This is a genomic window from Nocardia sp. GTS18 (assembly GCF_013839555.1).
In the GTDB taxonomy this organism is placed as follows: Bacteria; Actinomycetota; Actinomycetes; order Mycobacteriales; family Mycobacteriaceae; genus Nocardia; species Nocardia rosealba.
Genome location: NZ_JACBIU010000030.1, coordinates 38,502 through 63,021, shown reverse-complemented (window position 1 = coordinate 63,021; position 24,520 = coordinate 38,502). Strand labels below are relative to the sequence as shown.

Sequence of the window (24,520 nt, the reverse complement as noted above, 5' to 3'; positions counted from 1 at the left end):
CCGCCCAACCCGCCCTGACGGCGCCGCAGCACACCGCACCACCCGCCCGACCAGCGCCCGACTCCGCACCCGCGCGGTCGGTGCCTGAGGTGCCTGACTCCGTACCCGCGCGGTCGGTGCCTGACTCCGTACCCGCGCGGTGGGTGCCCGACTCCGCACCTGCCCGGCCGGCGCCCTACTCCGCACCCCACCGGCCCGCCCCCGAATCCGCGAGCCGGACGACTGACCCCGCCTCGGCAGTGGAGCCCGCCGGGCACGCGATTGTGCCCGGTGGGCGCGCAGTGGAATTCACTCGGCAGACGCCGGATGACGCCCAGTCCGCAGGGGACCGTGCCACACATGTGGGAGCGCCCGCGATCGCCGAGACGAGTGAGGCGAGCGCCGCCGCACCTCGAGCCGCCATCGCCGAGCTCCGCACCGGCGTCGTCACCGCCCACCGCGCCGCCCTCGCCGCGCAAGTCGCCCTACAGCGTGCGCTGTGGACGCGGGCTGTGGGAACACCCCTGCCCAGCAACAGCGTTGGCGTCCGTGCGACGGACTCCATCGCCGTTCGGGGTCAACAGCGTGCGGCGGATTCCGCTGTGGTTCCCGCCGGTGAGGGGACATCGTTCGCGCTCCACGGTGTACCCGGTGGCGCAGCCGACGACGCAAGAATCTCCACCGCCGTTCTCGGCGGGCATCAGGCTCGGGCATTCGGTGCCGCTGTCGAATCACCCGCGAACCGCGAGGTGTCCGCAGGCGAAACCAGCGCCGAACTACCCGACACCGGGATCGCGGCCCCGCGCGCGGGCGCACAACGGGCCGTGGCAGGTCCCGGCGCGGCAGTGCCCGGGCACCGTGGCACGGCACCGGTCGGCGTCACAGCACCGGTCGGCGATCGAGCATCCCGTGCGTCCGTCGCCGCCAGGGAGGGCGCGTTCAAGCCACTGGCTCGCACCACGCGCACCGAGTTGGACCGCGCGGCCCTCGAGGCGCTCACCGCGGGCGCGATCGCGGAGGTGTTCGGGCCGGGCTACCGGCGCGACGGAGTCGAGGTCGCGGCGCGCCTGGCCGCTGGAGAACCGTTGGTACTCGACGCGATCGAGGCGATCGAGCTGTACGGCGGTACCGGTGACGGCCGGGTCGTCGCCCGGTACGACGGCGCGCCCGACGCCGCCGCCCGCCAGGCCGCCGAGGTGTTCGCGCTGTTCACCGGCATGCACCTGTGCCTGTCGGGGAGCGCATCGACCGCGGCGACCGTGCCACTTCGACCGCCGAGCTCCCCTGCACCTCCCGTGGGCCAGGGCTATTCGACCGGTTCTGTTGTCGCCGGACGCGTCGCGGCCCACCACACCTTGGAGCTCGTCGTGAGCGCCTTGGATCTCGTACCCCGCCCGCACGTCACGGGCACGGCGAGCTTCTCCGCAGGGGAGCCCGATCTGTCCGTCGAGGTCACCGTCACCGAGGCGCCGGGCGCGGGCGTCGGACCCGGCCAGGCCGTACCGAGCCTGCTGCTCAACGAATTCCACATGACCCACCTCGCTCGCGGCGACCAGGCGATCGCCATGGGCCCCGAGTTCGCGGAGTACACCGGCGTCCGCGCGACCCGACTGCCCACCGGCGGCCTGCTCCTGGTCGACCGGGTACGCGAATTCGACGGTGCGCGCGGCACTCTCGACCACGCCGCGTACACCACCGAATACGACTCGCCCGCCGACTCCTGGTATTACGCCGACACCGCCAACGAATCCATGCCGCATTTCGTGTACATGGAGACCTCGCTGCAGGCGGCCCTGCTCATGGGCTACTACGCGGGACCTACGCTGACCCAGCCAGGTACAACTCTCAGCCTGCGCAATCTCGGCGGCACGGCGACGGTCCTGCGCCAGGTCGACCTGCGCGACCGCACCATAGAACAGTCCTCGCGGCTGCTGTCGACGACGATCCTGCCCGGCTCCTCCCTGCAGACCTTCGACTACACGCTCAGCGTCGACGGCGCGCCCTTCTACACCGGCGAGACCATGTTCGGCTACTTCGGCGACGAGGCCCTCGCCAACCAGACCGGGCTCGACGCCGGGCGCCCCGCACCGTCCTGGCTGGCCGAGAACCCGGCGGCCGAAGTCCGGACGATCGACGTGGCCGCCCGCCGCGCCGACCCGCACGCACCCCTGTGCGCGCGCCGCACACTGGCCCTCATCGACCAGGTCGACGTGGTCGACGGCGGCGGCAAACACGGTGCGGGATACCTGCATTCGATGCGGCCCATCGACCCGGCCGACTGGTTCTTCGACCGCCACTTCCACCTCGACCCGGTCATCCCCGGCTCACTCGGCGTCGAATCGGTGATCCACGCCGTCCAGGAATGGCTGCTGGACGCCGGTCACGCAGCGAGCATGGCCGACCCGGTGTTCCGCATCCCGGCCGATATTCCCTTCAGCTGGCGCTACCGCGGTCAGTTCCTGCCCACCGACGGCACCGTGGAACTCGAAGCCCACGTCAAGGCGCTGCATCGCGGACCACACGGGGTGACAGCGGTGGTGGACGGCTCGCTGTGGAAGCCGGGCCTGCGCATCTACGAAGTGACCGACCTGGCCGTCGAACTCGTCGATCGGAGAGCGTGATGACCACGATGCGCACCGTGGCGGTCGCCACCACCACCGAGGCCATCACGGCCCTGCTGCTCGATCTGGACTCGCCGGTCTGGATCGTCCGCGCCGACGGACAGGTCGGTGCCACCGCGGACCAGACCGTCGCCGCGCGTGCCGAGGTGCTCGCCGCGGTCGGGCCGCTCCCGCCGGAACGGCTCGGCGACAGTGCGTTCCGCACAGCCCACGGTGTCCGCGCGGCCTACGCCGCGGGCGCGATGGCCAACGGCATCGCCTCACCCGCTCTGGTGAAAGCCATGGCGCGGCACGGCTACCTGGCCGCCTACGGCGCCGCGGGCGTCGCGCCGGCCACGGTCGACGCGGCACTGGGCGAGCTCGCCGCCGACCTGAGCGCAAAGCCGTTCGCCTGCAACCTCATCCACAGTCCGAGCGAACCCGCCTTGGAACGTGCGATCGTCGACTCGTGCCTGCGGCACGGTGTCCGCTGCGTGGAGGCGTCCGCGTTCATGGACCTGACCGCCGAGGTCGTGCGCTATCGAGCCCTCGGCCTCGGTGTCGACCAGCGGGGCGGCATCGAGATCGGGCACCGGGTGATCGCCAAGGTCTCCCGGGTCGAGGTGGCCGAACTGTTCCTGCGTCCGGCACCGGCCCGGCTGCTGCGCGAGCTCGTGGCGGCGGGCCGGATCACCGCCGCGCAGGCCCGCCTCGCCGAACAGGTGCCGATGGCCGACGACATCACCGCCGAAGCCGACTCCGGCGGCCACACCGACCGCAGGCCGCTGACGGTGCTGCTGCCGGAACTGATCGCGGCCCGGGATCGCCTGGCCGCCACGGTGCCCGGCGCCGACCGCGTCCGGATCGGCGCCGCCGGTGGGCTCGGCACACCCGACGCCGTCGCGGCCGCCTTCGGACTCGGCGCGGCCTACGTGGTGACCGGGTCGGTCAACCAGTCGGCCGTCGAGGCGGCGCAGTGCGGTGCCACCAAGACTCTGCTGGCGCGCGCCGAGTTCGCCGACTGTGCCATGTCGCCCTCCTCGGACATGTTCGAACTCGGAGTGCAGGTGCAGGTGCTGCGCCGGGGCACGATGTTCGCGGCCCGCGCGCAGAAGCTCTACGACACCTACCGCGCCTACCCGGGGCTCGACGCGCTGCCGACCGCGCTGCGCGCCGAGCTGGAAGCCACCCTGTTCCGCAGGCCGCTCGACGAGGTGTGGCAGGAGTGCGTCCGGTACTTCACCGAGCGCGACCCGGCCCAGCTGACCGGCGCGGAGCGGGACCCGAAAGCCAGGATGGCGTTGGTGTTCCGCTGGTACCTCGGCCTGTCCTCGGGCTGGAGCATCCGCGGCGACGCCGACCGGGTCACCGACTACCAGATCTGGTGCGGCCCCGCGATGGGCGCCTTCAACACCTGGACGGCCGGGACCCATCTCGCCGCCCCGGAGAACCGCGCCGTCGCCGAGATCGCCGACCAGCTCCTGTTCGGCGCCGCCTATCTCACCCGCGTCGCCCAGCTGCGCACCGCGGGTGTGCGGCTGCCCGCCGCCTGCGCCCGTTACGTCCCACGTCCGCTGGAGGACCGATGACCGTCGTCGACACCACCGCGACCACCGGAACGGCCTGGATGCTGTGCCCGGCCTGCGACACGATGATCTACCGCAAACGCTACGAGCGGGCGAGCCGGGTGTGCCCCGAATGCGACGGCCACGGCATGCTCACCGCCGACCAGCGCGTCGACCAGCTTCTCGACGCGGACTCGGCCGAGCCGATCGCCACCGCGGCCACCGTCACCGACCCGCTCGGCTTCACCGACACCCGCGCCTACCCCGAACGGATCAGCCAGGCGCGCGAGAGCACCGAGCTGCCCGACGCGATCCGCTGCGTGCGCGGCACCGTCGACGGCACACCGATCGTGCTGGCGGTCATGGACTTCCGCTTCCTCGGCGGGAGTCTCGGCAGTGCCGTCGGCGAGGCGGTGACCGCGGCGGCGGAAGCGGCGCTGGCGGACCGGGCGCCGCTGGTGCTCGTGACCGCATCCGGCGGGGCGCGGATGCAGGAGGGCATCGTCGCGCTCATGCAGATGGCCAAGACCAGCCGGGCGCTGCGCCGCCTCGACGACGCGGGCGTGCTGACCGTCTCGATCATCACCGACCCCACCTACGGCGGCGTCGCGGCGTCGTTCGCCACCGCCACCGACATCATCGTCGCCGAACCCGGTGCGCGACTGGGCTTCGCGGGCCCGCGGGTGATCCAGCAGACCATCGGCCAGACCCTGCCCGAGGGCTTCCAGACCGCGGAATTCCTGCTCGAGCACGGCATCGTCGACATGATCTGCCATCGCTGGGCGCTGCGTACCCGGCTCGCCCGCCTGGTCGCGATGACCACCCCACCACCGCACCGCACCGAGCCCGGCGAGGCCGACGCCGTGATCACCGACCCCGCCGCCCTCACCGTCGGCGAATCCTGGGATCGCGTGCGCGCGGCCCGCAGGCTCGGCAGGCCCACCACCCTGGACTATCTCGCCGGTGCTTTCGACGATTTCGTCGAACTGCACGGCGACCGCATGTCGGCCGACTGCCCCGCCATGATCGCGGGCCTGGCCCGCCTCGACGGCCTGCCGGTCGTGGTGCTCGGCACCCAGAAGGGCCACACCGGACCCGAACTCACCGAACGCAACTACGGGATGCCCACCCCCGCGGGTTATCGCAAGGCGGTCCGGGTGCTGCGCCTGGCCGCCAAGCTCGGCAGGCCCGTCGTCACGCTGGTGGACACGGCGGGCGCCTATCCCGGCATCGAGGCCGAGGAACAGGGCCAGGCGGTGGCCATCGCCGAATCGCTGAAGCTGCTGGCCGGACTGCCCGTGCCGGTGGTCACCGTGATCACCGGGGAAGGCGGCAGCGGCGGCGCGCTCGCGCTGGCACTGGCCGATCGGGTCCTGGTGTGCGAGAACGCGATCTACTCGGTGATCAGCCCCGAGGGCTGTGCGGCCATCCTGTGGAAGGACCCGGCCGCCGCGCCCCGTGCTGCCGCCGCCCTGCGGGTGGACGCGGCCGCGCTGCTCGAGCTCGGCATCGCCGACGCCGTCGTCCCCGAACCGGCCGGTGGCGCCGACCGCGATCCCGTCGGCGCGGCGGCGCTGCTGCGGCGGGCGGTGCGCCGAGCCGTCAATGAGCTGGCGGCGTGCCCGAGTGCCGATTTGATCGCCCAGCGGCACAACCGTTTCCGCGGCTACGGCCTGGCCCGCGACCTCCCGGAGACCTCGTGGTCGGCTTCCTGATCCGCCATCCGTTGACCGCTTCGCGACAGAGCTTGTGTAGTACCGACCAACCCGCACACCAAGATTCAGGAGCAGAACCGATGACCGAGTCCGTGACCAACGACCCTCCCGTGCGGGCCGTGAGCCCGACCGAAGCGGACCACAGCCTCGCGGTGCTCAGCCGCCACGCCATGACGGTGGGCGCCACCGGGTCCGCCCCGACCTCGGTGACGGTCGCCAACGGCCCGGTGTCGCTGTGCATCACCTGGGGCGAGCGCCCCGCGGCGGCCGTCGGCGAGGGTGAGCCGGCGGGACATCTGGTTCTCGTCCCGACCGAACCCACCGACGGGGGCGCAGCCAGGGCGGACAGGCCCGCCGACAACGGCGCCGCATCGACCTTCCCGCTCACCGCCGAGACCGTCGGCGTGTTCTATCGAGCGCCGGAACCCGGTGCCGCACCGTTCGTGGCGGTGGGCGACCCCGTGCGCGCCGGCCAACAGGTGGGCATCATCGAGGCGATGAAGCTGATGATCCCGGTCACCGCGGCGCGAGAGGGCGTGGTGGCGGAGATCCTCGTCGACAACGGTGACGCCGTGGAACACGGCCAGGCCCTGATCGTGTTCGAGGCGCTGCGATGACGCGCCCCTTCGGCAAGGTCCTGATCGCCAACCGCGGGGAGATCGCGGTACGGGTCATCCGTACGTGCCGCGAACTGGGCATCGCCACCGTGGCGGTGCACTCCGCCGCGGACCGTGACTCCGCGGCGGTGCACCTGGCCGACGAACACGTCCAGATCGGTCCGGCCCCGGCCAAACGCAGCTACCTGTCGATCCCCGCGATCATCGAGGCGGCCCGCGCCACCGGCGCCGACGCGATCCACCCCGGCTACGGATTCCTCTCGGAGGATCCGGATTTCGCCGAGGTGTGCCAGGCGGAGGGCTTCGTGTTCGTCGGCGCACCGTCGGCGGTCATGGCCCGGCTCGGTGACAAGTCGACCGCCCGTGCGCTGATGGCCGACGCGGGCCTGCCCCTGCTGCCGGGCAGCCGCGACGCCGTCGACGACCCCGACGCGGCACGGGCCCTGGCCGACGAGATCGGCTACCCGGTGATCATCAAAGCCGTCGCCGGCGGTGGTGGCCGCGGGATGCGGGTGGTGCGCGACGGCGACGAGTTCGCCACGGCCTGGCAGCACACCAGGGCCGCGGCCGCCGCCGTTTTCGGTGACGGCAGGCTCTATGTCGAGCGCTACCTGGAATCGGCCAGGCACGTGGAAGTGCAGATCCTCGCCGACACCCATGGCACCGTCCGGCACCTGGGTCTGCGTGACTGTTCGCTGCAGCGCAGGCATCAGAAGCTGGTCGAGGAATCGCCTGCCCCCGGACTGGCGCCGGACCTCGCCGACCGCATCGGCGCCGCGGCCGTCCGCGGCTGTGCGGCAGCGGGTTACGTCGGGGCGGGCACCGTGGAGTTCCTGCTGGCCCCGGACGGCCGGTTCTACTTCATGGAGGTCAACTGCCGCCTGCAGGTCGAGCATCCGGTAACTGAGATGGTCACCGGGGTCGACCTGGTCGCCGAACAACTGCGCATCGCCGCGGGCGAACCACTGACCCTCGGCGCCGATCGCAGGCCCGAGGGTGTCGCCATCGAATGCCGCCTCAATGCGGAAGACCCCGAACGCGGGTTCGCCCCCGCCCCGGGCTCCCTCACCCGGTGTGAGCTCCCTGCCGGTCCATTCGTTCGTGTGGACACCCATATCGCCCCAGGCTATGCGGTTCCGCCACACTACGATTCGCTGCTGGCCAAGGTCATCGTGTGGGGGCCGGATCGGCCGACAGCGATTGCCCGGATGCGTCGCGCCCTCGCCGAAACCACCATCGCCGGACCGGGCGTGGCTACCACCACCGATTTCCTGCACGACATCCTCGATCACCCGCGCTTCCGGGCCGCCACCCATGACACCGCCCTCATCGGCGACCTGAACACCCCGGCCGCAGTGACGTCGTAGACGGCGAGGAACATCCGGGTGCTCACTTGAGACCCGAGCGGACGAAGGCGTTCACGATGTGGCGCTGTAACACCAGGTAGAGCAACAGGACCGGTAGGCAGGCGAGACTGGCCAGGGCCATCATGGGGCCCCACTGGTCGCCTTCGGTGCCCATGAAGCTGCGCAGGCCCAGCTGGAGGACGTCGTTGGACTGTCGCAGCACCACGGCGGGCCAGAAGTATTCGTTCCAGGCGTTGATGAACAGCAGGATGCCGAGGGCGGCCAGCGCGGGGCGCAGGTTGGGGACGACCACGGTCCACAGGATGGCCCAGGAGGAGCGGCCGTCCATTTTCGCGGCCGCGATGAGCTCCTTCGGGAATGCCGACATGTGCTGGCGCAACAGCAGCACGCCCAGCGCCGAGCACAGGGTCGGCAGCACGCAGCCGATGAGCGTGTTGATCAGGCCCAGCTCGTTGAGCAGGATGTAGTTGGGCAGCATGGTCACCTGGAACGGCACCAGCCAGACGCCGACGAACGCCAGGTACATCAGCCGCTGGAGCGGAAAGGTGTACATGGCGAACGCGTACGAGGCGAGCAGCGCGATGAGCAGCTGCCCGGCCGCGGACAGGATCGCCACGAAGAACGTGTTGGCGATCAGGCCCGCGACATCCACCTTCTGCGCCGCGTCGAGGTAGTTGTCGATCGACAGCGGCCACGGCAACGGCGCGAGCGAGGTGACGTCCTCGGGCCGGCGCAGTGCTGTGGCGAACAGCCAGTAGATGGGGAATACACACAGCAGCGCCGTGCCGGCGAGCAGCAGGTGGCTGCCCGCCGCGCGCAGACGGTCAATCATCATGGACGGCAACCTTTTCCGATATCCAGACCAGCACCGCGGCCAGCGCGCCGAAGCCGACGAACAACAGCACACCCGCCGCGGCGCTGAGCCCGGCGTCGAAGCTGTGGAACGCGTAGTCCCAGAGCAGGTAGTAGATGTTGGTCGTGGCCTGCGACGGACCGCCCTGGGTCATCGAGTCGATCAGGGGGAAGGACAGGGTGGGACTGAGCAGCACGGTGGTGAGTACCAGGAAAAACAGGGTGGGGGAGAGGAGGGGCAGCGTGATCCAGCGCCGGATCTGCCCCGGTGTCGCCCCGTCGACCCGCGCGGCTTCGCTGTAGTCGCCGCTGATCCCGGCCAGTCCGGCCCAGACCACCAGCGTCGCGAAACCGAGCAGCTGCCAACCGGTGATCGCGATGATCACCGCCTGTGCGGTCGAGGCGTCGTAGACCCAGTTGTGGCCGGTGCCGAGCAGTTGGTCGACGAATCCGGTGCCCGGATGCAGCAGCCACCGCCACACCGCCGCGGCGGCGACCGGCGCGACGAGGAACGGCGCGAACACCAGCGCCTGATAGACGGTCCGGGCCCGGCCGTGCACGCGCCGGCTCGCCAGGGCGATGAGCACCGGCAGCAGCACCGTGAACGGCAGCAACCCGAGGATCAGGGTCGCGGTGCGGCCGAGGGATCCCCAGAATGCCGGAAGGTCCAGCAGCCGTTCGTAATTGGCGGTGCCGACCGGTTTCATCGGGGCCGTAGGCAGCAGGTTCCACGAATACGTGGACAGCTCGACCGCCTGGGCCAGCGGCTGATAGGTCCACACGACCAACAGGACGAGCGCGGGCGCAAGATAGAGGTAGGGCGCGACGAGACGGGTCAGGGCGCGGCGGGTGAACCGGCGCGGACCCGCTGCGGCGGTGCTCGGCACCGCCTGGGCCGGGTCCTGCCGATCGTCGATGACGAACATCACCGCGTCCGCGCGGCGATCGCCGCGAGTTGCTCGAGCACCTCGGCCTCGGGCCGGTCGTAGACCGAGACCGCCGGAGTCGCCTCGACAGCCGTCGCGAGCATCGTCTCGCCGATGAGGTCGATGCGGCTGTAGCCGAATCCGGCCAGCCCACGGTGCCTGCCCACTGGAGCCATCGGATCGATCCGATACGACAGCGCCGGACCGATCCACACCGGGATCCCCGCCACCGCCGCCGCGGCGGTCAGATGATTGTGCCCGCACAGGATCATCCGCACATCGGAGCCCGCGAGCACGTCGGCCAGCCGTTCGGCGTCCTCGAGCTTGAGGAAGTCGGCGGTGGCGACCGGCGAGGGAATCGGCGGATGGTGCAGCACGAGCAGGGTGCCGCGCGGCGCGGGCACGCGCAGCCGCTCGGTCAGCCAGGCCAGCTGCTCGAGTTCGAGCCTGCCCTCGTGCCGCAGTGGTGTCGTGCTGTCGAGCACGATGACTCGCAGGCCCGCGATCTCGACGCACGAATCGTGCGGCAGGGCCGCATCAACCGAACCGGGGGCGAGATCGAGCAGCTCCTCGCCGAAGGCCACCCGCTCGTCGTGATTGCCCATCACGTAGACGATCTCGGCGCCGAGCTCGTCCGCGACCGGCTCCACGGCCGCCCGAAGCCGCCGGTACGCCTCGGGTGACCCGTTGTCGGACAGGTCACCCGAGAGCACCAGGGCATCCACGTGCTGCCCGGCCGCGCGCAGCTGGGTGAGCACCCGCGCGAGGTTGGCGTCGGTGTCGACGACACCGTGGACGAGCTCACCGGCCGGACGCAGGTGGGTGTCGGTGAGCTGGACGATGGTCAGATCACTCATCATGCCGCCGGGATGAGCTTGGCGCCCTCGGCCTGCGCCGCGGTCAGGGTCGCTTGCGGATCCTTGCCCTGGAAGACGATCGCCTCGACCGCGTCCATCATGCCGTCACGCATCTGCAGATAGTTGTTGCCTGGCATGGAAACCCACGGCTCCATGGTGGCGAGCTGGGCGACGTTCGGCTTCAGCAGCGGGTTCTTCGCGGCCCAATCCTGCAGGCCGTCGGGCTGGTCGAGCAGGCCGGTGCGCAGCGGCAGGTAGCCGATGTTCTGCGCGATCTTGATGTAGGACTCCTCGCTGGTGAGGAACTTGATCAGCTCCCACGAGGCCCGCTGCTCGGCCGGATCGTTGGACAGGATGTGCAGGCCCGCACCGGAATTGGTCGGCACGGTCGGCTTGTCACCGAACGCGGGCATCGCCGCCGAACGCAGATCCCACTTGTCCTTGGCACCGGTGACGAAGGTGCCCTGGATCGCGCTGGTCTCGAGGATCATGCCGATCTCACCGCGCGCGAACGCCTCGTAGCCCTGCTTCTGGTTGAGCTTGGGCATGCTGCCCGAGTTCACCAGGTTCTGCGCCATCTGCGTCACCTCGACGACGGGCGCGTCGGCATAGGTGAGGGTGCGCCGGTCCTCGGAGATGACCCGGCCGCCGTTGGAACGCACCAGCGACTGGAAGCACCAGTCCTTGGCGGTCTTGGTCAGGCAGTCGATGTACACACCGCCCTTACCGGTGCGGTCGGCGATCTGCTGTGCGGTGGTGGCGACCTCGGCCCAGGTGGCCGGGGGCTCGGCCGGATCGAGCCCGGCCTCGGTGAACAGCGAGGCGTTGAAGTACAGCACCGGGGTGGAGAACACGAACGGCACGCCGAAGGTGTGGCCGTTCCAGTCGTCGAGGACGCGGGCGCGCGGTGCGTAGGCGTGGCGACCGTCGAAATTGCGGGCCACCTCCTGCGTGCCGACGAGCGTGTCGATCGGCTTGGCCTGCAGCTGGTTGATGGTGAAGTCCAGATCGGAGAAACCGAGCTGCGCGACATCGGGCGGGGTGCCCGCGACCATCTGGTTCTGGATGCTGGAGATGGTGTCGGTGGCCGGGTTCGGGCTGTTGCCCTGCGGCTTCTGCGCCGTCACCTTGATATTGGGGTACTTCTTGCCGAAGTCGGCGATCAGCGCGTTGAACGTATCGGTCCAGGCACCGGCGAGACCGTAATTGTAGGACTCGAAGGTGATCGAGACCTGCTGGTCGGGCTTCAGCTCCGGGATCTGCGCGGTGGAAGTGGTGTCCGAGGACACGGTGCCGCCCAGACCGCAGCCGCTCAGGGCGACGGCGGTGGTGAACACCACGCCCAGGACGGGCAAGGTGCGTTTCATGGTGGTTCTCCTCATCGAGTGGTGCGGGAAATCAGGGGACGGGCACGGCCGCCGCGTCCACGGCCTTCGGCGAATCCGGTTGCGGCGCACGCCAGGCCAGCCGCAAGCCCGTGTCGGGGTCGAACAGGTGGATATCGGCGGGATCCACGCGCAGGGTGATGTCCTCACCCGCGGCGACCCCGGCCGGGCGCGCGGCACGCACGCACAAGCTGGTCGCGCCCGCGTCGAGATGCACCAGTTCCTCGCTGCCCAGGTTCTCGACCATGCGCACCGTGCCGCGGACATCGTTGGCCGCGGGGTCGATGCGCAGGCGTTCGGGGCGGATGCCCGCGATCACCGGAGTAGCGGCGTCGAGCTCGTCGGTGATGGCGAGGGCGGCGTCGACCCCGTCGGCGGTCACCCGCAGCCTGCCGTCGGCCGCGGTGACGACGGCGGGGAACAGATTCATCGGTGGCGCGCCGAGGAATCCGGCGACGAAGGTCGAGCGGGGCTGGTCGTAGAGCTCGGCGGGTGTGCCGCACTGTTCGACCCGGCCCTCGTTGAGCAGCGCGATGCGCGAGGCCATCGTCATCGCTTCGACCTGGTCGTGGGTGACGTAGAGGAACGTCGCCCCCAACCGCTGGTGCAGCGCGATCAGTTCCGCGCGCGTCGCACTGCGCAGTTTGGCGTCGAGGTTGGACAGCGGCTCGTCCATCAGGAACGCGCCCGGATCGCGAACCATGGCCCGCGCCAACGCGACTCGCTGCCGTTGTCCACCCGAGAGTGCCACCGGGCGCCGGTCCAGCAGCGCCGACAACTCCAAGGTCGCCGACACCTCCGCCACCCGCTCGGCGATCTCGGCGCGCGGCCTGCGCCGGGCCCGCAGCGGGAAGCCGATGTTCTTGGCCACCGACAGGTGCGGGTAGAGCGCATAGCTCTGGAACACCATCGCCAGGTCGCGTCGTTGCGGCGCGGCGTCGGTGACGTCGGTGCCGCCCACCAGGATCCGGCCCTCGCTCGGTTCCTCCAGGCCGGCGATCATCCGCAGCAGGGTCGATTTGCCGCAGCCGCTGGGGCCGAGCAGCACCATGAATTCGCCGTCGGCGATGTCGAGGCTCACCTCGCGCACCGCGTAGTCGGTGTCGAACTTCTTCGACACCGCCTGGATCTGCAGTCGTGCCACGTCTCTCCTCAGGCCGGCGCGGAGCCGGTGGTGATCCAGCGCGACACCTGGGTCGCGATCGCGGGCGAATCCTTCAACCAGGCGAAGTGATCGCGGTGCTCGACGGCGGAGTCCGCGTCGATGTGCCACTGGGTGACCTGTGCGGCGGGCATGCGCGACACCAGGAAGTCGACATTGGACTTCGGGCCGAGCACGTCATCGGACAGCGAGATCGCGAGCACCGGCAGCGTCATCTCCGCCAGCAGCGAGTTGTAGCGACGGGTGGTGCCGCGCGGGCGGTAGTAGCTGGTCAGCGAGTGGATCGACCAGTCGACCATCACCCCGCCCGGCATCGGCGCCGGGATCAGCACCCCACCCGGCCAGTGCCCCTTGACGCGGGCGACCAGACCGATCCACTGGATCTGGCTCAGCGCCTCGAACCAGCGGCGCGGACCGAACGCCCACCAGAACACGGTGCCGGTGCCGATCACGGTCACCCCGGCGACCCGCTCGGGTTCGGCGGCAGCGAACAGCAGGGCAAGCTGGCCACCCAGGCTGTGCCCGAACAGGTGCAGCGGTGCCTGCGGGAAGCGCTCCTCGATCGCGGAAACGATGGCGGGCAGGTCGATTTCGAGCATCTCGCGGTACCCGAAGTCGGTGTGCTCGCCCAGCGCGGGCTCCGCCTCGCCGTGCGCGCGCAGATCGACGGTGGCCACCGACAGCCCGGTGGCGTGCAGCGCCTTGGCCAGCGACTGGTAGTTGCGGGCCTTCATCGCCATCGCGGGCAGGATCAGCACCACCGGGGTGCCGGGGTCGGCGGCGGCCAGCCAGCGCACGGTGAACCGCACACCGTCGACGGTCTCGACCGTGCTGGTGTCAGGGGTCGTGGCGGTCATGCGGTGTCCGTTCCGGCGATGCGCACATCGCACACGTAGTCGAAGGTGAATTCGGCGGTGAGCACGTCGTTGTCGTCGAGCAGTTCGGCGCGGCCGGAAAGGCCGTACCGGGCGTTCGCGGTGGCGGCCAGGATCATGGCCAGCTCCGCGGCTTCGACGCCGGCGACCGCACGGATGCGGCCACGCGCCGGCTTCCGGTAGGCGGCGGTGCCGCCGCGCAGGATCAGCCGGTCGATGGTGTGCAGGCGGTGCGCGGCCGCGCCGACGAACGCCGCGGCGCCCGCGATGTCGGCGGCGGTGAACAGCGCGCCCGCGTGGACGGTGCCCATGTGGTTGCACATCACCGGTTCGGCGGGGATCTCGACCACCGAACGCGTGGCCGAGATCTCGGTGATCAGAGTGCCGACGTGCGCGCCGAACGGTACAAGCGCCTGCGAGGCGTCGCGCAGATAGCCGAAGTCGACGGCGTCGGGGTCGAGGGCGGGGTAAGCGGCGCCGAATCCGGCGATGCTGCGGGTCATCTCGTCGTCCTCTCAGCGCGGCCCGCGCAGGACGCGCCGCGCGATCGACCAGCGCAACACCTCCGACGGACCCTCGTAGATGCGGAAAGCCCTGGCCTCCACCAGGAATCGGGCCACCAGGTAGTCCTCGCAGACGCCGAGCCCGCCGTGCAGTTGCACCGCGCGGTCGAGCACCCGCCACACCGCCTCGGAGACGAAGGTCTTGGTGATCGATGCCTCGTGCCTGGCCTGCCCGGAGGTGGCGCCGTGCTCGTCGATCGTGGCGGCGGTGGCCCGGACCAGGCTGCGCGCGGCGGCGATGTCGATCTCGTTGTCGGCGATCAAGCCCTGTGCCATACCGTGGTCGGCGATCGGGACCCCGAACGACTGCCTGCCGGTGATGTGCTCGGCGGCCAGCTGCTGGGCGCGCACCGCCAGTCCGAGCCAGTTCATGCAGAACACCAGCCGCGACGGTGCCAGCCGCGCCTGCGCCAGGTCGAGGCCGCCGCCGACGGTGCCGAGGATCGCGGACTCGTCGACTTCGCAGTCCACGAACTCGACCTCGCAGTGCCCGCCTGGGGCACTGGTGTGATCCAGCGTCGGCATCCGACGCCCCACCCGCAGGCCGGGATTGTCCTGGTCCACCAGGAACATCGTCGGACCGTCCGTGGTCGCGGCGACACAGATGGTGAACGCGGCGCCCTGCGCGCCGGTGGTGAAGTGTTTGCGGCCGTTGATGACCCAGCCGGTGTCGGTCTCCTCGGCCACGGTCGCCAGCATCCGCGGATCCGAGCCCGTACCCGGGGCAGGCTCGGTCATGGCGATGGCCGAGCGCACCTTGCCGGAGGCCAGCGGGGCCAGATACCGCTGCTGCTGTTCGGGGTTCGCCACCGCGGCCAGCAGGTGGATGTTGCCGTCGTCGGGAGCCCAGGCGTTGACCGCCAGTGGGCCGAGCAGGCTGGCGCCCGCCGCCTCGAGCACCTCGGCCTGCGCCCTGGTATCGAGGCCGAGGCCGCCGTAGGCGGGATCGGACAGGGGGCCGAAGACACCGGCTTCCTTGGCCTTCTTCTGCAAATCGAGGCGCAGGGCGTCGTCGGTGACCCGGCCACCGACCACGACCTCGCGTTCCACCGGAATGACGTGATCTCGAACGAACTGCCTGGTCCTGTCGACCAGTTCCGACACGGGAGTCATGCCGCCAGTTTCGGGCGGCGGGCAGGTCGGCGGCCGGGGCGATAGTGAACGTCGATCGGTCCAATCGTCTCGCCATGCCACGGCGGCGAACCGGGCGCCGCTGCACCACGGTGATCTCGACAACGATTCCGCCGAGGGGATGGGCATGACCGAAGTGAGGGTGCGGGTGATCGACCGCACCGAGGAAGCCGACGCGGTGTTCGCCCTGGTGCTCGCCGCGGTCGACGGCGGGCAACTGCCCGCCTGGACGCCGGGCGCGCACATCGACGTGGCGGTGGGTGCCGCCGGGGTGCGCCAGTACTCGCTGTGCGGTGACCCCACCGACCGGGACCACTGGCGGATCGCGGTGCTGCACGAACCCCGTGGCAGGGGCGGTTCGGCCGCACTGTTCCGGACAGCGTTGCCCGGCACCGCACTGTCGGTCTCGGTGCCCCGCAACAACTTCGAGCTGATACCTGCCGCGCGGTACACCTTCGTGGCGGGCGGGATCGGGATCACCCCGATCCTGCCGATGATCGCCGCCGCCGACCGGGCGGGTGCGGACTGGACGCTGCACTACGGCGCCCGGAGCCGCGCGCACATGGTCTTCGCCGACGTCCTCGCCGCGGACGCCCGGGTGCGGCTGGTGCCGCAGGACGAGGCCGGGCTGCTGCCGATCGCGCAGATCCTGGCCGACCGGCCGGACGCGACCGTGTACTGCTGCGGTCCCGAACCGCTGCTGGCGGCGGTCGAGGCAGCGGGCGCGCTGGGCGGTGTCACCGTGCGCACCGAACGCTTCGTGCCACAGTCGGTCGTGCCCGCCGGAGCCGACACGGCCTTCGAGATCCGCTTGGCGCAGACCGGCCGCACGCTGCGGGTGGCGGCCGACCGGTCCATCGTCGACGTCCTCGAATCGGCGGGCATCGCGGTGCTCACCTCGTGCCGCGAAGGCACCTGCGGCAGTTGCGAGACCCCGGTGCTCGACGGCGAGGTGGATCACCGCGACTCGCTGCTCACCGCGGAGGAACGCGACAGCGGCGCCACGATGATGCTCTGCGTCTCGCGGGCCCACTCCGGCGTCCTGGTGCTCGACCTGTGAGCACGCGCGGAATCGGTTGTCCCCCAGAACGTGCGCGTAACGGACGCGCCCGATTCCCGTCCGGGAATGTGAGAGGAAGAAATATACGATGAGGAAATCTGCTGCGGCCGCGGCGCTGCTCGCCGCCGCGATCGGCGTCACGGCCGGTATCACCGGCTCGGCGTCGGCCCAGGCCCCCGCCCCGATCGAGTTCACTGCGCAGGAAGTGGCCGGTAAGTCCGTCATCACCACAGGTGCCGGCTCCATGGTCGTCGAGGACGGCGCGTTCAAGGTGAAGGCGCCCGACGGCACCACCGTCGCCGCCACCCCGCTGACCTTCCGGCTGGACGAGTTCGAGTTGCCCATCGTGGCCGAGATCGCGGGCAACACGGCGACCCTGAGCCCGCAGCTGGATGCCTCGCAGGCCGTCTACAAGCCGGTCGCCCTGCCCTTCGAGGACAAGGCACCGTGGAAGAGCGAATACGAGCGTGAGGTTGCGGCCTGGACCAGGCTGACCACCACCATCTCCACCGGCGCCGCCATCGGCACCCTGGTCGGTGGGATCGGCGGCGCCGCGGTGGGTTGCGTGCTCGGCGGCATCGTCGGCGCCACCGTCGCCGCGGCCACCATCGTCGGCCTGTTCGGCCCGTTCCTGCCCGCCGCCGCGGTCGGCTGCATCGGCGGCATCCTCGCCGTCGGCGCGCTCGGCACCCTGGCCGGGCAGATCTTCATCACCGCGCCCGTGGCCATCGGCGCGGCGATCCAGTACTTCACCACCATCAACCAGCCGTTCAACGCACCGGCGAAGTAACGGTGGTCGAAGACCCGGTATAGAGCGACCGGGGGACACCCGACCCCGCCCGATCCTGCGATCGGGCGGGGTCTTTCGCCGTCCGGCTTCGATGCGATCAGCGCGTCAGCACGGGCAATGCGAGCAGACCGCGGATGAGCGTGCTGGTCTGCCAGCGTGGCGTCAGGGCTGCCGGGGCCAACCGCAGGTCGGGGTAACGGCGCTGGAGGGCGGTGACGGCGATCGTGGCCTCGAGCCGGGCCAGCGGAGCGCCGACACAGAAATGGATGCCGTGGCCGAACGCCAGGTGCCCGGTGGTATGCCCATCGGTGGCGAGAGTGTCCGGATCGGTGAACCGTGCGGGATCGCGATTGGCGGCCGCCACCGACACGTAGACGAGTTCACCCGGCGGGATCTCGGTGCCGCCGAGGGTGACCGGCTCGGCGGTGTAGCGCACCGTGGCCATGTCGACCGGCCCGTCGAACCGCAGGAACTCCTCGATCGCGCGGGGCACCGCCGCCGGGTCGGCGCACAGCGCCTGCCACTGTGCCCGGTCGCGCAGCAGCGCGTTCATACCGTTGCCGATCAGATTGACGGTGGTCTCGTGTCCGGCGACCAGCAGCAGGAACGCCATCGACACCAGCTCTTTGTCCGTGAGCCGGTCGCCGTCGTCGTCGGCCAGCACCAGTTCCGAGAGCAGATCGTCGGCCGGATCGGCCTGCTTGGCCCGCACCAGATCGGCCAGATAGCCGACCATGGCGGCGCCTGCGGCCGGGCGCTCTTCGTCCTCGCCCTCGCCGACGACGGTGACCAGTGCGCGGGTCCAAGCCTGGAAATCGTCACGGTCGGCGAACGGCACCCCGAGCAGCTCACAGATCACGGTCACCGGTAGGGGATTGGCGAACTCTTCCATCAGATCGAACTCGTCGCGGTCGGCGGTCGCGTCCAGCAGGTCCTCGGTGATCTGCTCGATGCGGGGACGCAGCCCGGCGACCTGCTTGGCGGTGAACGCCTTGTTCACCAGCTTGCGCAGGCGCGTGTGCGCCGGCGGGTCGGTGCCGAGCATGTGGCTCAGCAGCGCGCTCACATTCGGGTCCGACCGCGTAACGCGGCGCTTCTCGTGCAGGATCGCCTCGACCTGTCCGACATCCTTGGCCAGGCGCGGATCGGCCAGCGCCGCACGGGCTTCGGCGTAGCCGATGATCACCCAGCGGACCACGTCGTCGGGAAAGCGGACCCGATGGACCGGGCCCGCGGCGCGCCAGCGCCGGTAGTGGGCGTGCGGATCGTCGAAGAAGTCGGCGCCGATGGACTCGACGCGGGGAGCAGCGGTGGTGTCGGCCATCTGACCGACGGTACCGGCGTCCGGCGAACGATTCGCCGGGTGCGCGCGATCCCGATCAGGCAATCGGAGTTCGGCATGGAATGGGCTGCGGCAAACCGCAATTCACCCAAGGCTGCTCGAATGGGAGGCAAATCGTCCGCAGGGAGGAAAATCATGACAAGTACCGACATGGACGTCGACGTGATCGCGCAGCGGCGGGTCGACGAATTGACCGCGGTATTCGAACGCGGACTGCGAGAAAAACTGGGCGTCGGTGATTCACTCGGAATTCGCTTGGAAAGCGCGTCGAAAGGGCGCGCACGCTACTATCTCGACCCGAATCCGGCGACCATCAACGCGATGTTCACGGTGCACGGCGGTGTCCTGGCGACCCTCCTGGACACCGCCATGGGCAGCGCGGTGTTCACCGAGCTCGGCGACGGCATCGCCTACACCACGCTGGAACTGAAGGTGAACTTCATCCGGGCCGTGACACTGGACGGCAGCAGGCTCACCTGCGACGCCACCGCCGTGCACGTCGGGCGGCGCACCGCTACCGCGGAGGGGCGCATCACCGACGCTGCGGGCAAGCTCATCGCCCACGGCACCACGACGATTCTCGTACTGGCACAGGGCAACTGACCGCACGGCACCGGCCCCGCGCCCGAACCGATCAGGGGCGGGGCCGGTGCCGTCGGGTCAGGCCAGCGAACGGCAGCTCTCGACGAACGCGACGAGCTCGTCGATCGGCTCGGTTCGCGTGTCGACCGCGCGGTCGATCACCTTCACGAGGTGTTCGTAAGCGGCGGTGTGGTCGTAGTCGGCGACCTCGGCGATGCGCAGCGCCCACCGCCAGTAGCCGCGCAGTGTGTCCGACAGCGGCATCCGGAAATGGGCGATCACGTCGCGGATCGGCGCAACCACCGCGTCACCGTCGTGGCGCAGGTACCGGGTCACCACCTCGGCCATGAAGCTGAAATGTCTTGCCTCGTCACGGGACAGCCGGGTGAGGACCGCGGCGAGCACCGGATCGGCGACGACGTCGCGCAGCTGCTGGTAGTACATCTGCGTCGCCTTCTCCTGCACCAGCGCGTAGGCGAAGAACTGCACGGGATGGTCGTAGGGCAGGTCGAACGGTTTGTGGCCTTCGATCGCCAATTCCGTACGCAGCGTCGACCGTTCGGCCATGCCCGCTGCCTCCTGGTAGCGGGCCAGTGCCCTGGCGTGGGTGTCCTCCTCGAGCGCCCACCGCACGGTGAAGTGGTAGAGCTCCCGATTGTGTTCGAAGGTCGGCAGATCCACGCTGTCGTCGACCGGGAAATGCCGGTGGTAGACATCGAAATAGCCGGGCAGGTGGTCTTCGATGAGGGTGACGAACTGGACCGCGGATCGTTGTCCCTCGGTGAGCCTGCCCGCGTCGGCGGCCGTCCAGTCGAAGGCGGTCTCCACGTCCCAGGCGCGGGCCGCGGGGGAGGCGGCGAGGAAGCCGTCGACCGCGGCGGTCAGCTCGGTCACGGGCAGCAGCCCCGGTGTGCTGATCATGTCCTACCTGGCATTCCGGCAGACCAGCGCGTAGTGCTTGGTGGTGTAACCCCAGCCCGCGTTGGCGATCTCGAGATAGTGGCGCAGCTTGGCCGCCAGGCCGGCGCCGTGCGCGTCGATGCGGTCGGCGGCGGCGTCGACATTGGCGATCCAGTCCTCGATCGTGCGCCGGTAGTTCGCGGTGAGGTCGTCCACCGAGATCACCGAGAAGCCTGCGTTCTCGGCGGCCGCGACCAGTTCCGAGAGTGGGCGCAGTTCACCGAAACCGAAGATGTCCTCGCGGACGAACCCGGTGCCGACGCGATCGTCGAACGCGGTGCGGGTGGCCGCGTTGCGGAAGCAGCTCTCCGACACGTAGAGGGTGCCGCCGCGGCGCAGCACCGCCTTGGCACGGCGGAACACCTCGTCGGGCTCGGGCATGTGCACGATCGAGCCGAGCAGGGTGACGGAGTCGAAGCCGCGCGCGGGCAGGTCGAGGTGCTCGAAATGCCCGACGCGGGTGCGCACCAGATCGCTCACCCCGCGTGCGGCGGCCTGCGCGGCGATGTAGTCGTGCTGCCGGGGAGCCGGGCTGATTCCCAGTGTGCGGCAACCCAATTCGCTCGCCATGTAGAGGATCAGCGAACCCCAGCCGCAGCCCACGTCGAGCAGCTGTTCCCCGCCGCGCAGCCCGAGCCGCTCGGCGACGAAACGCAGCTTGTTGCGCTGTGCCGTCTCCAGGGTGTCGTCGGCGGATTCGTACAGTGCCGCACTGTATTTGCGCAGCGGATCGAGGAACTCGCCGAAGACGTCGGGATCGAGATCGTAGTGCTGATTGGTATCGGCGACGACCGTCATGCCGACCGCCCCTCGCGGACAGAGCGCTCCACCACGGCGGTGACCTCGGCCAGGGTGGACATGCCGAAGACGTCGGAGTCCTCGAGCTCGATGTCGAAGGTGCGCTCGATGCGGGCGATCATCCGCAGCACCCGCACTGAATCGACGCCGGCCATGGCGCGCAGGTCGGCGTCGGGGGTCAGCTCGGCGGCGGGTAGGCCGGTTTCGGAGATCGCGATCTCGGTGACCGTGCGCAGGATGGTGTCGGCGGAAGTGGTTGTCATGGCCGGGCTCCGTTCGGGGAGAAGGTTTTCGCCGTGGACAGGGCGTGGTCGAGCAGGGCGACTTCGTCGTCGTCGAGGGTGAGCTGGTCGCGGACCGTGTGCAGATCGAAGGGCTGGTAGGTGGCCGTCGACGACGCGCACACCGCGCCGTCGGCGTCGAGGATCTCCGCGTGCGCGGCGATCGGGCCCGGCCCGCGCTCGGGCGGAAGCATTGCCACGCAGCGGTATTCGCGATCGATCAACAGGGGTGTGAGGAAACGGGTGCGCTGGGAGACGGTGAAGGCGGGTACGTTGCGCGCGAGCACGATGAGGTTGCCCATCACCTCGTCGCACACCACGCCGATCAGACCACCGTGTACGACACCGGGATAGGACTCGAAGGCCCGCCCGAGCCGGAACGTGGCCTCCAGCGCGCCGTCGGGGCGCGGGGTGAAACTCAGGCGCAGCCCGGCGGCATTGTGTGGGGAGCAGCCGAAGCAGTGGTAGTCGGGGATCACCGACCACGGCACCACGACGGCGTCGGCGGCAGTCATCAGGCGATGGCGTCGGCCAGCGCGCGACGCACCTTCGCGTTGCTGGACAGGTCGAGCCCGGTGATGGAGGCGAAGGTGCGGCGCACCTTGTCGTGCAGCACCTCCAGCTCGCCTTCGGCGGCGACCTGCTCGAGGAACAACTCGAAGCCGGTGTCGATGGTCTCGTGGTCGCCGAGTTCGGCGATGCCTGCCTTGAAGGTGCTCACCGGGTGCTTGATCTTGGCCTCGGAGCTGTAGACGTACAAGGTTTCGAGCACCGAGGGCAGTTCCTCGGGGCGCTTCTTCAATCGCTCGTTGGTGTAGTGGATGAATTCGCGCGCATGCCCGGCTTCGTCGCGACTGGCGTTGAGCAGCAACTGCTTCAGCACCGGTTCGGCCACCCAGCTCGACACCGCGCGGTACACGTGGTTGACGGTGAGCTCGGAGATGATATTGGTGGCCAGGGTCGCCGACGGCGTGCTGCCCGGTGCGTAGGGCTCGCGCATGGCGTCGACGGCGCGGTCCTCGACGTCCTCGCCGATCGCGCCGAGCCAGGAGCGGAACGCGTAGTGGTGCTGCACTTCCTGATAGCCCCACACCACCGCGAAGGTGGAGAAGTCGTAGTCGTCGACGAATTCGTTGAGGAAGCCGTGCACCGCGGCGATCACGTTCGATTCACCCATGGCCGCGCTCTTGGCGAGGGTGATGTACTCCGGGCGGACCAGCGCCGGGTCGACGGCGGGCAGGTCGAGATCGCTCAGTTTCCAGTGCAGGCGTTCGTAATGGCGGAACACGTCAAAGCTGTGCACGAGGCACTCCGTTCGATCGAGGGGGAGCCGGGCGCGGCGTCATCGCCGGCCGATCAGATCGCGGGCGGCGAGGCGCTGGAGCTTGCCGCTGCTGGTGCGGGGGATGCTGCGCGGTGCGACCAGGTGCACCTGGACCGCGCCGAGCCCGAGCTGGGCGGTGACGGCGGCGCGGATGGCGTCGGCGAGCGCGTCGGCCGCGGCGCCGGTGCGCTCGGTTTCGGCGATGAGAGCGATCACGTCGTCACCGGCGGGATCGACGGCGGCGGTGCAGCGGCCCTTGTGGACGCCGTCGAGGTCACGGACGGCGGCCTCGACGTCCTGGGCGTAGTAGTTCACGCCGCGCACGGTGATCATGTCCTTGCAGCGGCCGGTGACGAACAGTTCGCCGCCGCGCCGGTAGCCGAGGTCGCCGGTGCGCAGCCAGCCGTCGACGAACCGGTCGGCCACGGCCTCCGGGTCGGCGGTGAGATACCCGTCGGTGACCGGGGCGCCCTGGATCAGGATCTCGCCGACCCGGCCGTCGGGTAGGTCGGCGCCGGTGTCGGGGTGCACGATCCGCACGGCGATCCCGTCGACGGGCGCGCCGACCGAGGCGACCGCCCGCGCCCCGTCGGCGTCCCGCGCGACCACGTCGGCGACCGCGGCGTCCGCGAGCAGGGCGCGGTCGACCCATTCGAACACCGGCTCGCGCAGCAGCGGTGGGAACGCGACGGCGAGGGTGGCCTCGGCCATGCCGTACACGCCGAACATCGTCGACGGCGCGAAACCGGCGGGCGCGAACCGCTCGCGGAACGCGCTGACCACCGATTCGGCGATCGGTTCGGCACCGTTGAACGCGATCCGCCAGTGCCCCAGGTCGTAGTCGGTGACCCGCTCCGGCGGGATCGCCGCCAGCAGCGCCTCGTAGCCGAAGTTCGGCATCGCGGTGATCGTGGTCTCGGTCGCGGCGAACTCGGCGAGCCAGCGCGCCGGATCCTTCACGAACGCGAGCGGCGACCACACGTGCGCCGGGATGCCGCGCAGCACCGCCGACAGGGTGCCGAAGAGGCCCATGTCGTGGAACAGCGGTAACCAGAACCCGCCCTGATCGTCGAGTCCGAGGTCGATACCGGTGCGGATGGCGGCCAGTCCGCTCACCACATTCGCGTGGGTGAGCCGCACACCCTTGGGCAGCGCGGTGCTGCCTGAGGTGAATTGCACGATGGCCAGATCGTCGGGGGCCGGCGTCGGCAGGATGTCTTCGTCGGCGGTGACATCCTCGACGAGCGCGCCGGTGTCGACGAATTCGACGCCGATGTCCCCGATCAGCGGAATCATCGAGGCGAATCGGGGTGAGACCAGAACCGTACGCATGCCCGCGGCGGCGGTGATCGCCGCCAGCTTCGTCGGATAGGCGGCCGTCGCCCTCGCGCCTGCGGGCAGCGGCAGGGGAGTGGCGGCAGCGCCCGCGGCGGCGATGCCGAACAAGGAGGTCAGGAACTCCGGCGCGTTGGGGCTGAGCACGCCGACGGGTTCACCACGGCCGATCCCGCGTCGCACCAAGGCGGTCGCCGTCGTCCGGGCGCGTGCCTGTATCTCGGCGTTGTCCAGCTGCTCCGACACCGACCAGAACGTCGCCGTGACGCGCGGTCGTTCGGCGGCGACCCCGGCCAGCAGGGTGGTGAGCGTGTCGCTCGAACGCGAGGAATTCATGCCGGAAACGACAACAGTGCCATATGACATCGCGTTGAACGAATAACGAAATACGCGCGCCGATAATCACCGTCGATCGTCCAATTGCTCTGCCTGATAAAGATATTCGACTATCGCC

Annotated in this window: 23 protein-coding genes; 8 read left to right on the top strand and 15 right to left on the bottom strand. The window is 70.1% G+C overall.

Annotated elements, in window-relative coordinates:
- Window positions 1-341 precede the first annotated feature (341 nt).
- From HYG95_RS20340 to HYG95_RS20320, 5 genes are all read left to right on the top strand, one after another.
- Window positions 342-2,600 carry a beta-ketoacyl synthase gene (locus HYG95_RS20340; protein ID WP_370465854.1) on the top strand — a complete coding sequence of 753 codons (2,259 nt, stop codon included), beginning with the start codon at window positions 342-344 and terminating at the stop codon, window positions 2,598-2,600.
- Window positions 2,600-4,168 carry a PfaD family polyunsaturated fatty acid/polyketide biosynthesis protein gene (locus HYG95_RS20335; protein ID WP_181700058.1) on the top strand — a complete coding sequence of 523 codons (1,569 nt, stop codon included), beginning with the start codon at window positions 2,600-2,602 and terminating at the stop codon, window positions 4,166-4,168. Before HYG95_RS20340 ends, HYG95_RS20335 begins: the two co-directional genes overlap by 1 nt.
- The gene (gene accD, locus HYG95_RS20330) at window positions 4,165-5,859 is read left to right on the top strand and encodes an acetyl-CoA carboxylase, carboxyltransferase subunit beta (protein WP_181700057.1); all 1,695 of its coding nucleotides are present in this window, start codon (window positions 4,165-4,167) and stop codon (window positions 5,857-5,859) included. Before HYG95_RS20335 ends, accD begins: the two co-directional genes overlap by 4 nt.
- Before the next feature lie 80 nt (window positions 5,860-5,939).
- A complete protein-coding gene (locus HYG95_RS20325; protein ID WP_220139640.1) occupies window positions 5,940-6,476 on the top strand; it encodes an acetyl-CoA carboxylase biotin carboxyl carrier protein subunit in 537 nt (178 codons plus the stop codon).
- On the top strand, window positions 6,473-7,843 hold the full coding sequence (locus HYG95_RS20320; protein ID WP_181700055.1) for an acetyl/propionyl/methylcrotonyl-CoA carboxylase subunit alpha: 1,371 nt from the start codon (window positions 6,473-6,475) through the stop codon (window positions 7,841-7,843). The genes HYG95_RS20325 and HYG95_RS20320 overlap by 4 nt, the downstream gene beginning before the upstream one ends.
- A gap of 22 nt (window positions 7,844-7,865) precedes the next feature.
- Here HYG95_RS20320 and HYG95_RS20315 read toward each other — a convergent pair whose 3' ends face one another.
- From HYG95_RS20315 to HYG95_RS20280, 8 genes are read right to left on the bottom strand one after another with little or no spacing between them, the layout of a single operon-like run.
- Window positions 7,866-8,678, bottom strand: coding sequence for a carbohydrate ABC transporter permease (locus tag HYG95_RS20315; protein WP_181700054.1), 813 nt, complete (start codon window positions 8,676-8,678; stop codon window positions 7,866-7,868).
- Window positions 8,668-9,621, bottom strand: coding sequence for a carbohydrate ABC transporter permease (locus HYG95_RS20310; RefSeq protein ID WP_181700052.1), 954 nt, complete (start codon window positions 9,619-9,621; stop codon window positions 8,668-8,670). Before HYG95_RS20310 ends, HYG95_RS20315 begins: the two co-directional genes overlap by 11 nt.
- Complete coding sequence (locus HYG95_RS20305) at window positions 9,621-10,478, bottom strand: metallophosphoesterase (protein WP_181700066.1); 858 nt, start codon at window positions 10,476-10,478, stop codon at window positions 9,621-9,623. The genes HYG95_RS20310 and HYG95_RS20305 overlap by 1 nt, the downstream gene beginning before the upstream one ends.
- Window positions 10,478-11,845: an ABC transporter substrate-binding protein gene (locus HYG95_RS20300; protein WP_181700051.1), complete on the bottom strand. Its 1,368-nt coding sequence runs from the start codon at window positions 11,843-11,845 to the stop codon at window positions 10,478-10,480. The genes HYG95_RS20305 and HYG95_RS20300 overlap by 1 nt, the downstream gene beginning before the upstream one ends.
- Window positions 11,846-11,876: 31 nt before the next feature.
- Window positions 11,877-13,007: an ABC transporter ATP-binding protein gene (locus HYG95_RS20295; protein ID WP_181700049.1), complete on the bottom strand. Its 1,131-nt coding sequence runs from the start codon at window positions 13,005-13,007 to the stop codon at window positions 11,877-11,879.
- Window positions 13,008-13,015: 8 nt separating this feature from the next.
- Window positions 13,016-13,882 carry an alpha/beta fold hydrolase gene (locus HYG95_RS20290; protein ID WP_181700048.1) on the bottom strand — a complete coding sequence of 289 codons (867 nt, stop codon included), beginning with the start codon at window positions 13,880-13,882 and terminating at the stop codon, window positions 13,016-13,018.
- Window positions 13,879-14,403 carry a YiiD C-terminal domain-containing protein gene (locus tag HYG95_RS20285; protein WP_181700046.1) on the bottom strand — a complete coding sequence of 175 codons (525 nt, stop codon included), beginning with the start codon at window positions 14,401-14,403 and terminating at the stop codon, window positions 13,879-13,881. The genes HYG95_RS20290 and HYG95_RS20285 overlap by 4 nt, the downstream gene beginning before the upstream one ends.
- 12 nt (window positions 14,404-14,415) lie before the next feature.
- Window positions 14,416-15,576 (bottom strand): acyl-CoA dehydrogenase family protein, encoded by a 1,161-nt coding sequence (locus tag HYG95_RS20280; protein WP_181700044.1) that lies wholly within the window; start codon window positions 15,574-15,576, stop codon window positions 14,416-14,418.
- 139 nt (window positions 15,577-15,715) lie between these two features.
- On the opposite strand from HYG95_RS20280, the gene HYG95_RS20275 reads away from it, so the two are divergent.
- Together HYG95_RS20275 and HYG95_RS20270 are read left to right on the top strand one after the other, a co-directional pair.
- On the top strand, window positions 15,716-16,654 hold the full coding sequence (locus HYG95_RS20275; protein ID WP_181700064.1) for a PDR/VanB family oxidoreductase: 939 nt from the start codon (window positions 15,716-15,718) through the stop codon (window positions 16,652-16,654).
- Between the two features lie 88 nt (window positions 16,655-16,742).
- Entirely contained in the window at window positions 16,743-17,444 is a 702-nt protein-coding gene (locus tag HYG95_RS20270) for a hypothetical protein (RefSeq protein WP_067639477.1), read from the top strand.
- A gap of 97 nt (window positions 17,445-17,541) precedes the next feature.
- Here the strand turns inward: HYG95_RS20270 and HYG95_RS20265 are convergent, their stop codons facing one another.
- Window positions 17,542-18,768, bottom strand: coding sequence for a cytochrome P450 (locus HYG95_RS20265; RefSeq protein ID WP_181700042.1), 1,227 nt, complete (start codon window positions 18,766-18,768; stop codon window positions 17,542-17,544).
- 153 nt (window positions 18,769-18,921) lie between these two features.
- On the opposite strand from HYG95_RS20265, the gene HYG95_RS20260 reads away from it, so the two are divergent.
- The gene (locus HYG95_RS20260; RefSeq protein ID WP_181700039.1) at window positions 18,922-19,389 is read left to right on the top strand and encodes a PaaI family thioesterase; all 468 of its coding nucleotides are present in this window, start codon (window positions 18,922-18,924) and stop codon (window positions 19,387-19,389) included.
- 57 nt (window positions 19,390-19,446) lie between these two features.
- On the opposite strand, the gene HYG95_RS20255 is transcribed toward HYG95_RS20260, so the two are convergent.
- The 6 genes from HYG95_RS20255 to HYG95_RS20230 are packed head-to-tail and all read right to left on the bottom strand — an operon-like array spanning window position 19,447 to window position 24,402.
- Window positions 19,447-20,289: an acyl-ACP desaturase gene (locus HYG95_RS20255; RefSeq protein WP_181700037.1), complete on the bottom strand. Its 843-nt coding sequence runs from the start codon at window positions 20,287-20,289 to the stop codon at window positions 19,447-19,449.
- 3 nt (window positions 20,290-20,292) lie between these two features.
- On the bottom strand, window positions 20,293-21,126 hold the full coding sequence (locus tag HYG95_RS20250; protein WP_181700035.1) for a cyclopropane-fatty-acyl-phospholipid synthase family protein: 834 nt from the start codon (window positions 21,124-21,126) through the stop codon (window positions 20,293-20,295).
- Window positions 21,123-21,389, bottom strand: coding sequence for an acyl carrier protein (locus HYG95_RS20245; RefSeq protein WP_181700033.1), 267 nt, complete (start codon window positions 21,387-21,389; stop codon window positions 21,123-21,125). The genes HYG95_RS20250 and HYG95_RS20245 overlap by 4 nt, the downstream gene beginning before the upstream one ends.
- Window positions 21,386-21,922: a PaaI family thioesterase gene (locus HYG95_RS20240; RefSeq protein WP_181700031.1), complete on the bottom strand. Its 537-nt coding sequence runs from the start codon at window positions 21,920-21,922 to the stop codon at window positions 21,386-21,388. The genes HYG95_RS20245 and HYG95_RS20240 overlap by 4 nt, the downstream gene beginning before the upstream one ends.
- Window positions 21,922-22,710, bottom strand: a complete 789-nt coding sequence (locus HYG95_RS20235) for a ferritin-like domain-containing protein (RefSeq protein ID WP_181700029.1) — start codon at window positions 22,708-22,710, stop codon at window positions 21,922-21,924. Before HYG95_RS20235 ends, HYG95_RS20240 begins: the two co-directional genes overlap by 1 nt.
- Before the next feature lie 39 nt (window positions 22,711-22,749).
- Complete coding sequence (locus HYG95_RS20230; RefSeq protein ID WP_181700027.1) at window positions 22,750-24,402, bottom strand: AMP-binding protein; 1,653 nt, start codon at window positions 24,400-24,402, stop codon at window positions 22,750-22,752.
- Between the last annotated feature and the right edge of the window lie 118 nt (window positions 24,403-24,520).

What these genes read in the sequence shown, in the direction of transcription:
- HYG95_RS20265 (WP_181700042.1), bottom strand. Translation starts at nt 18,768, where the DNA reads ATGGCCGACACCACCGCTGCTCCCCGCGTCGAGTCCATCGGCGCCGAC.
- HYG95_RS20255 (WP_181700037.1), bottom strand. Translation starts at nt 20,289, where the DNA reads ATGATCAGCACACCGGGGCTGCTGCCCGTGACCGAGCTGACCGCCGCG.
- HYG95_RS20305 (WP_181700066.1), bottom strand. Translation starts at nt 10,478, where the DNA reads ATGAGTGATCTGACCATCGTCCAGCTCACCGACACCCACCTGCGTCCG.
- HYG95_RS20275 (WP_181700064.1), top strand. Translation starts at nt 15,716, where the DNA reads ATGGGCATGACCGAAGTGAGGGTGCGGGTGATCGACCGCACCGAGGAA.
- HYG95_RS20270 (WP_067639477.1), top strand. Translation starts at nt 16,743, where the DNA reads ATGAGGAAATCTGCTGCGGCCGCGGCGCTGCTCGCCGCCGCGATCGGC.
- HYG95_RS20315 (WP_181700054.1), bottom strand. Translation starts at nt 8,678, where the DNA reads ATGATGATTGACCGTCTGCGCGCGGCGGGCAGCCACCTGCTGCTCGCC.
- HYG95_RS20320 (WP_181700055.1), top strand. Translation starts at nt 6,473, where the DNA reads ATGACGCGCCCCTTCGGCAAGGTCCTGATCGCCAACCGCGGGGAGATC.
- HYG95_RS20285 (WP_181700046.1), bottom strand. Translation starts at nt 14,403, where the DNA reads ATGACCCGCAGCATCGCCGGATTCGGCGCCGCTTACCCCGCCCTCGAC.
- HYG95_RS20240 (WP_181700031.1), bottom strand. Translation starts at nt 21,922, where the DNA reads ATGACTGCCGCCGACGCCGTCGTGGTGCCGTGGTCGGTGATCCCCGAC.
- HYG95_RS20280 (WP_181700044.1), bottom strand. Translation starts at nt 15,576, where the DNA reads ATGACTCCCGTGTCGGAACTGGTCGACAGGACCAGGCAGTTCGTTCGA.
- HYG95_RS20290 (WP_181700048.1), bottom strand. Translation starts at nt 13,882, where the DNA reads ATGACCGCCACGACCCCTGACACCAGCACGGTCGAGACCGTCGACGGT.
- HYG95_RS20300 (WP_181700051.1), bottom strand. Translation starts at nt 11,845, where the DNA reads ATGAAACGCACCTTGCCCGTCCTGGGCGTGGTGTTCACCACCGCCGTC.
- accD (WP_181700057.1), top strand. Translation starts at nt 4,165, where the DNA reads ATGACCGTCGTCGACACCACCGCGACCACCGGAACGGCCTGGATGCTG.
- HYG95_RS20260 (WP_181700039.1), top strand. Translation starts at nt 18,922, where the DNA reads ATGACAAGTACCGACATGGACGTCGACGTGATCGCGCAGCGGCGGGTC.
- HYG95_RS20310 (WP_181700052.1), bottom strand. Translation starts at nt 9,621, where the DNA reads ATGTTCGTCATCGACGATCGGCAGGACCCGGCCCAGGCGGTGCCGAGC.
- HYG95_RS20250 (WP_181700035.1), bottom strand. Translation starts at nt 21,126, where the DNA reads ATGACGGTCGTCGCCGATACCAATCAGCACTACGATCTCGATCCCGAC.
- HYG95_RS20325 (WP_220139640.1), top strand. Translation starts at nt 5,940, where the DNA reads ATGACCGAGTCCGTGACCAACGACCCTCCCGTGCGGGCCGTGAGCCCG.
- HYG95_RS20230 (WP_181700027.1), bottom strand. Translation starts at nt 24,402, where the DNA reads ATGAATTCCTCGCGTTCGAGCGACACGCTCACCACCCTGCTGGCCGGG.
- HYG95_RS20245 (WP_181700033.1), bottom strand. Translation starts at nt 21,389, where the DNA reads ATGACAACCACTTCCGCCGACACCATCCTGCGCACGGTCACCGAGATC.
- HYG95_RS20335 (WP_181700058.1), top strand. Translation starts at nt 2,600, where the DNA reads ATGACCACGATGCGCACCGTGGCGGTCGCCACCACCACCGAGGCCATC.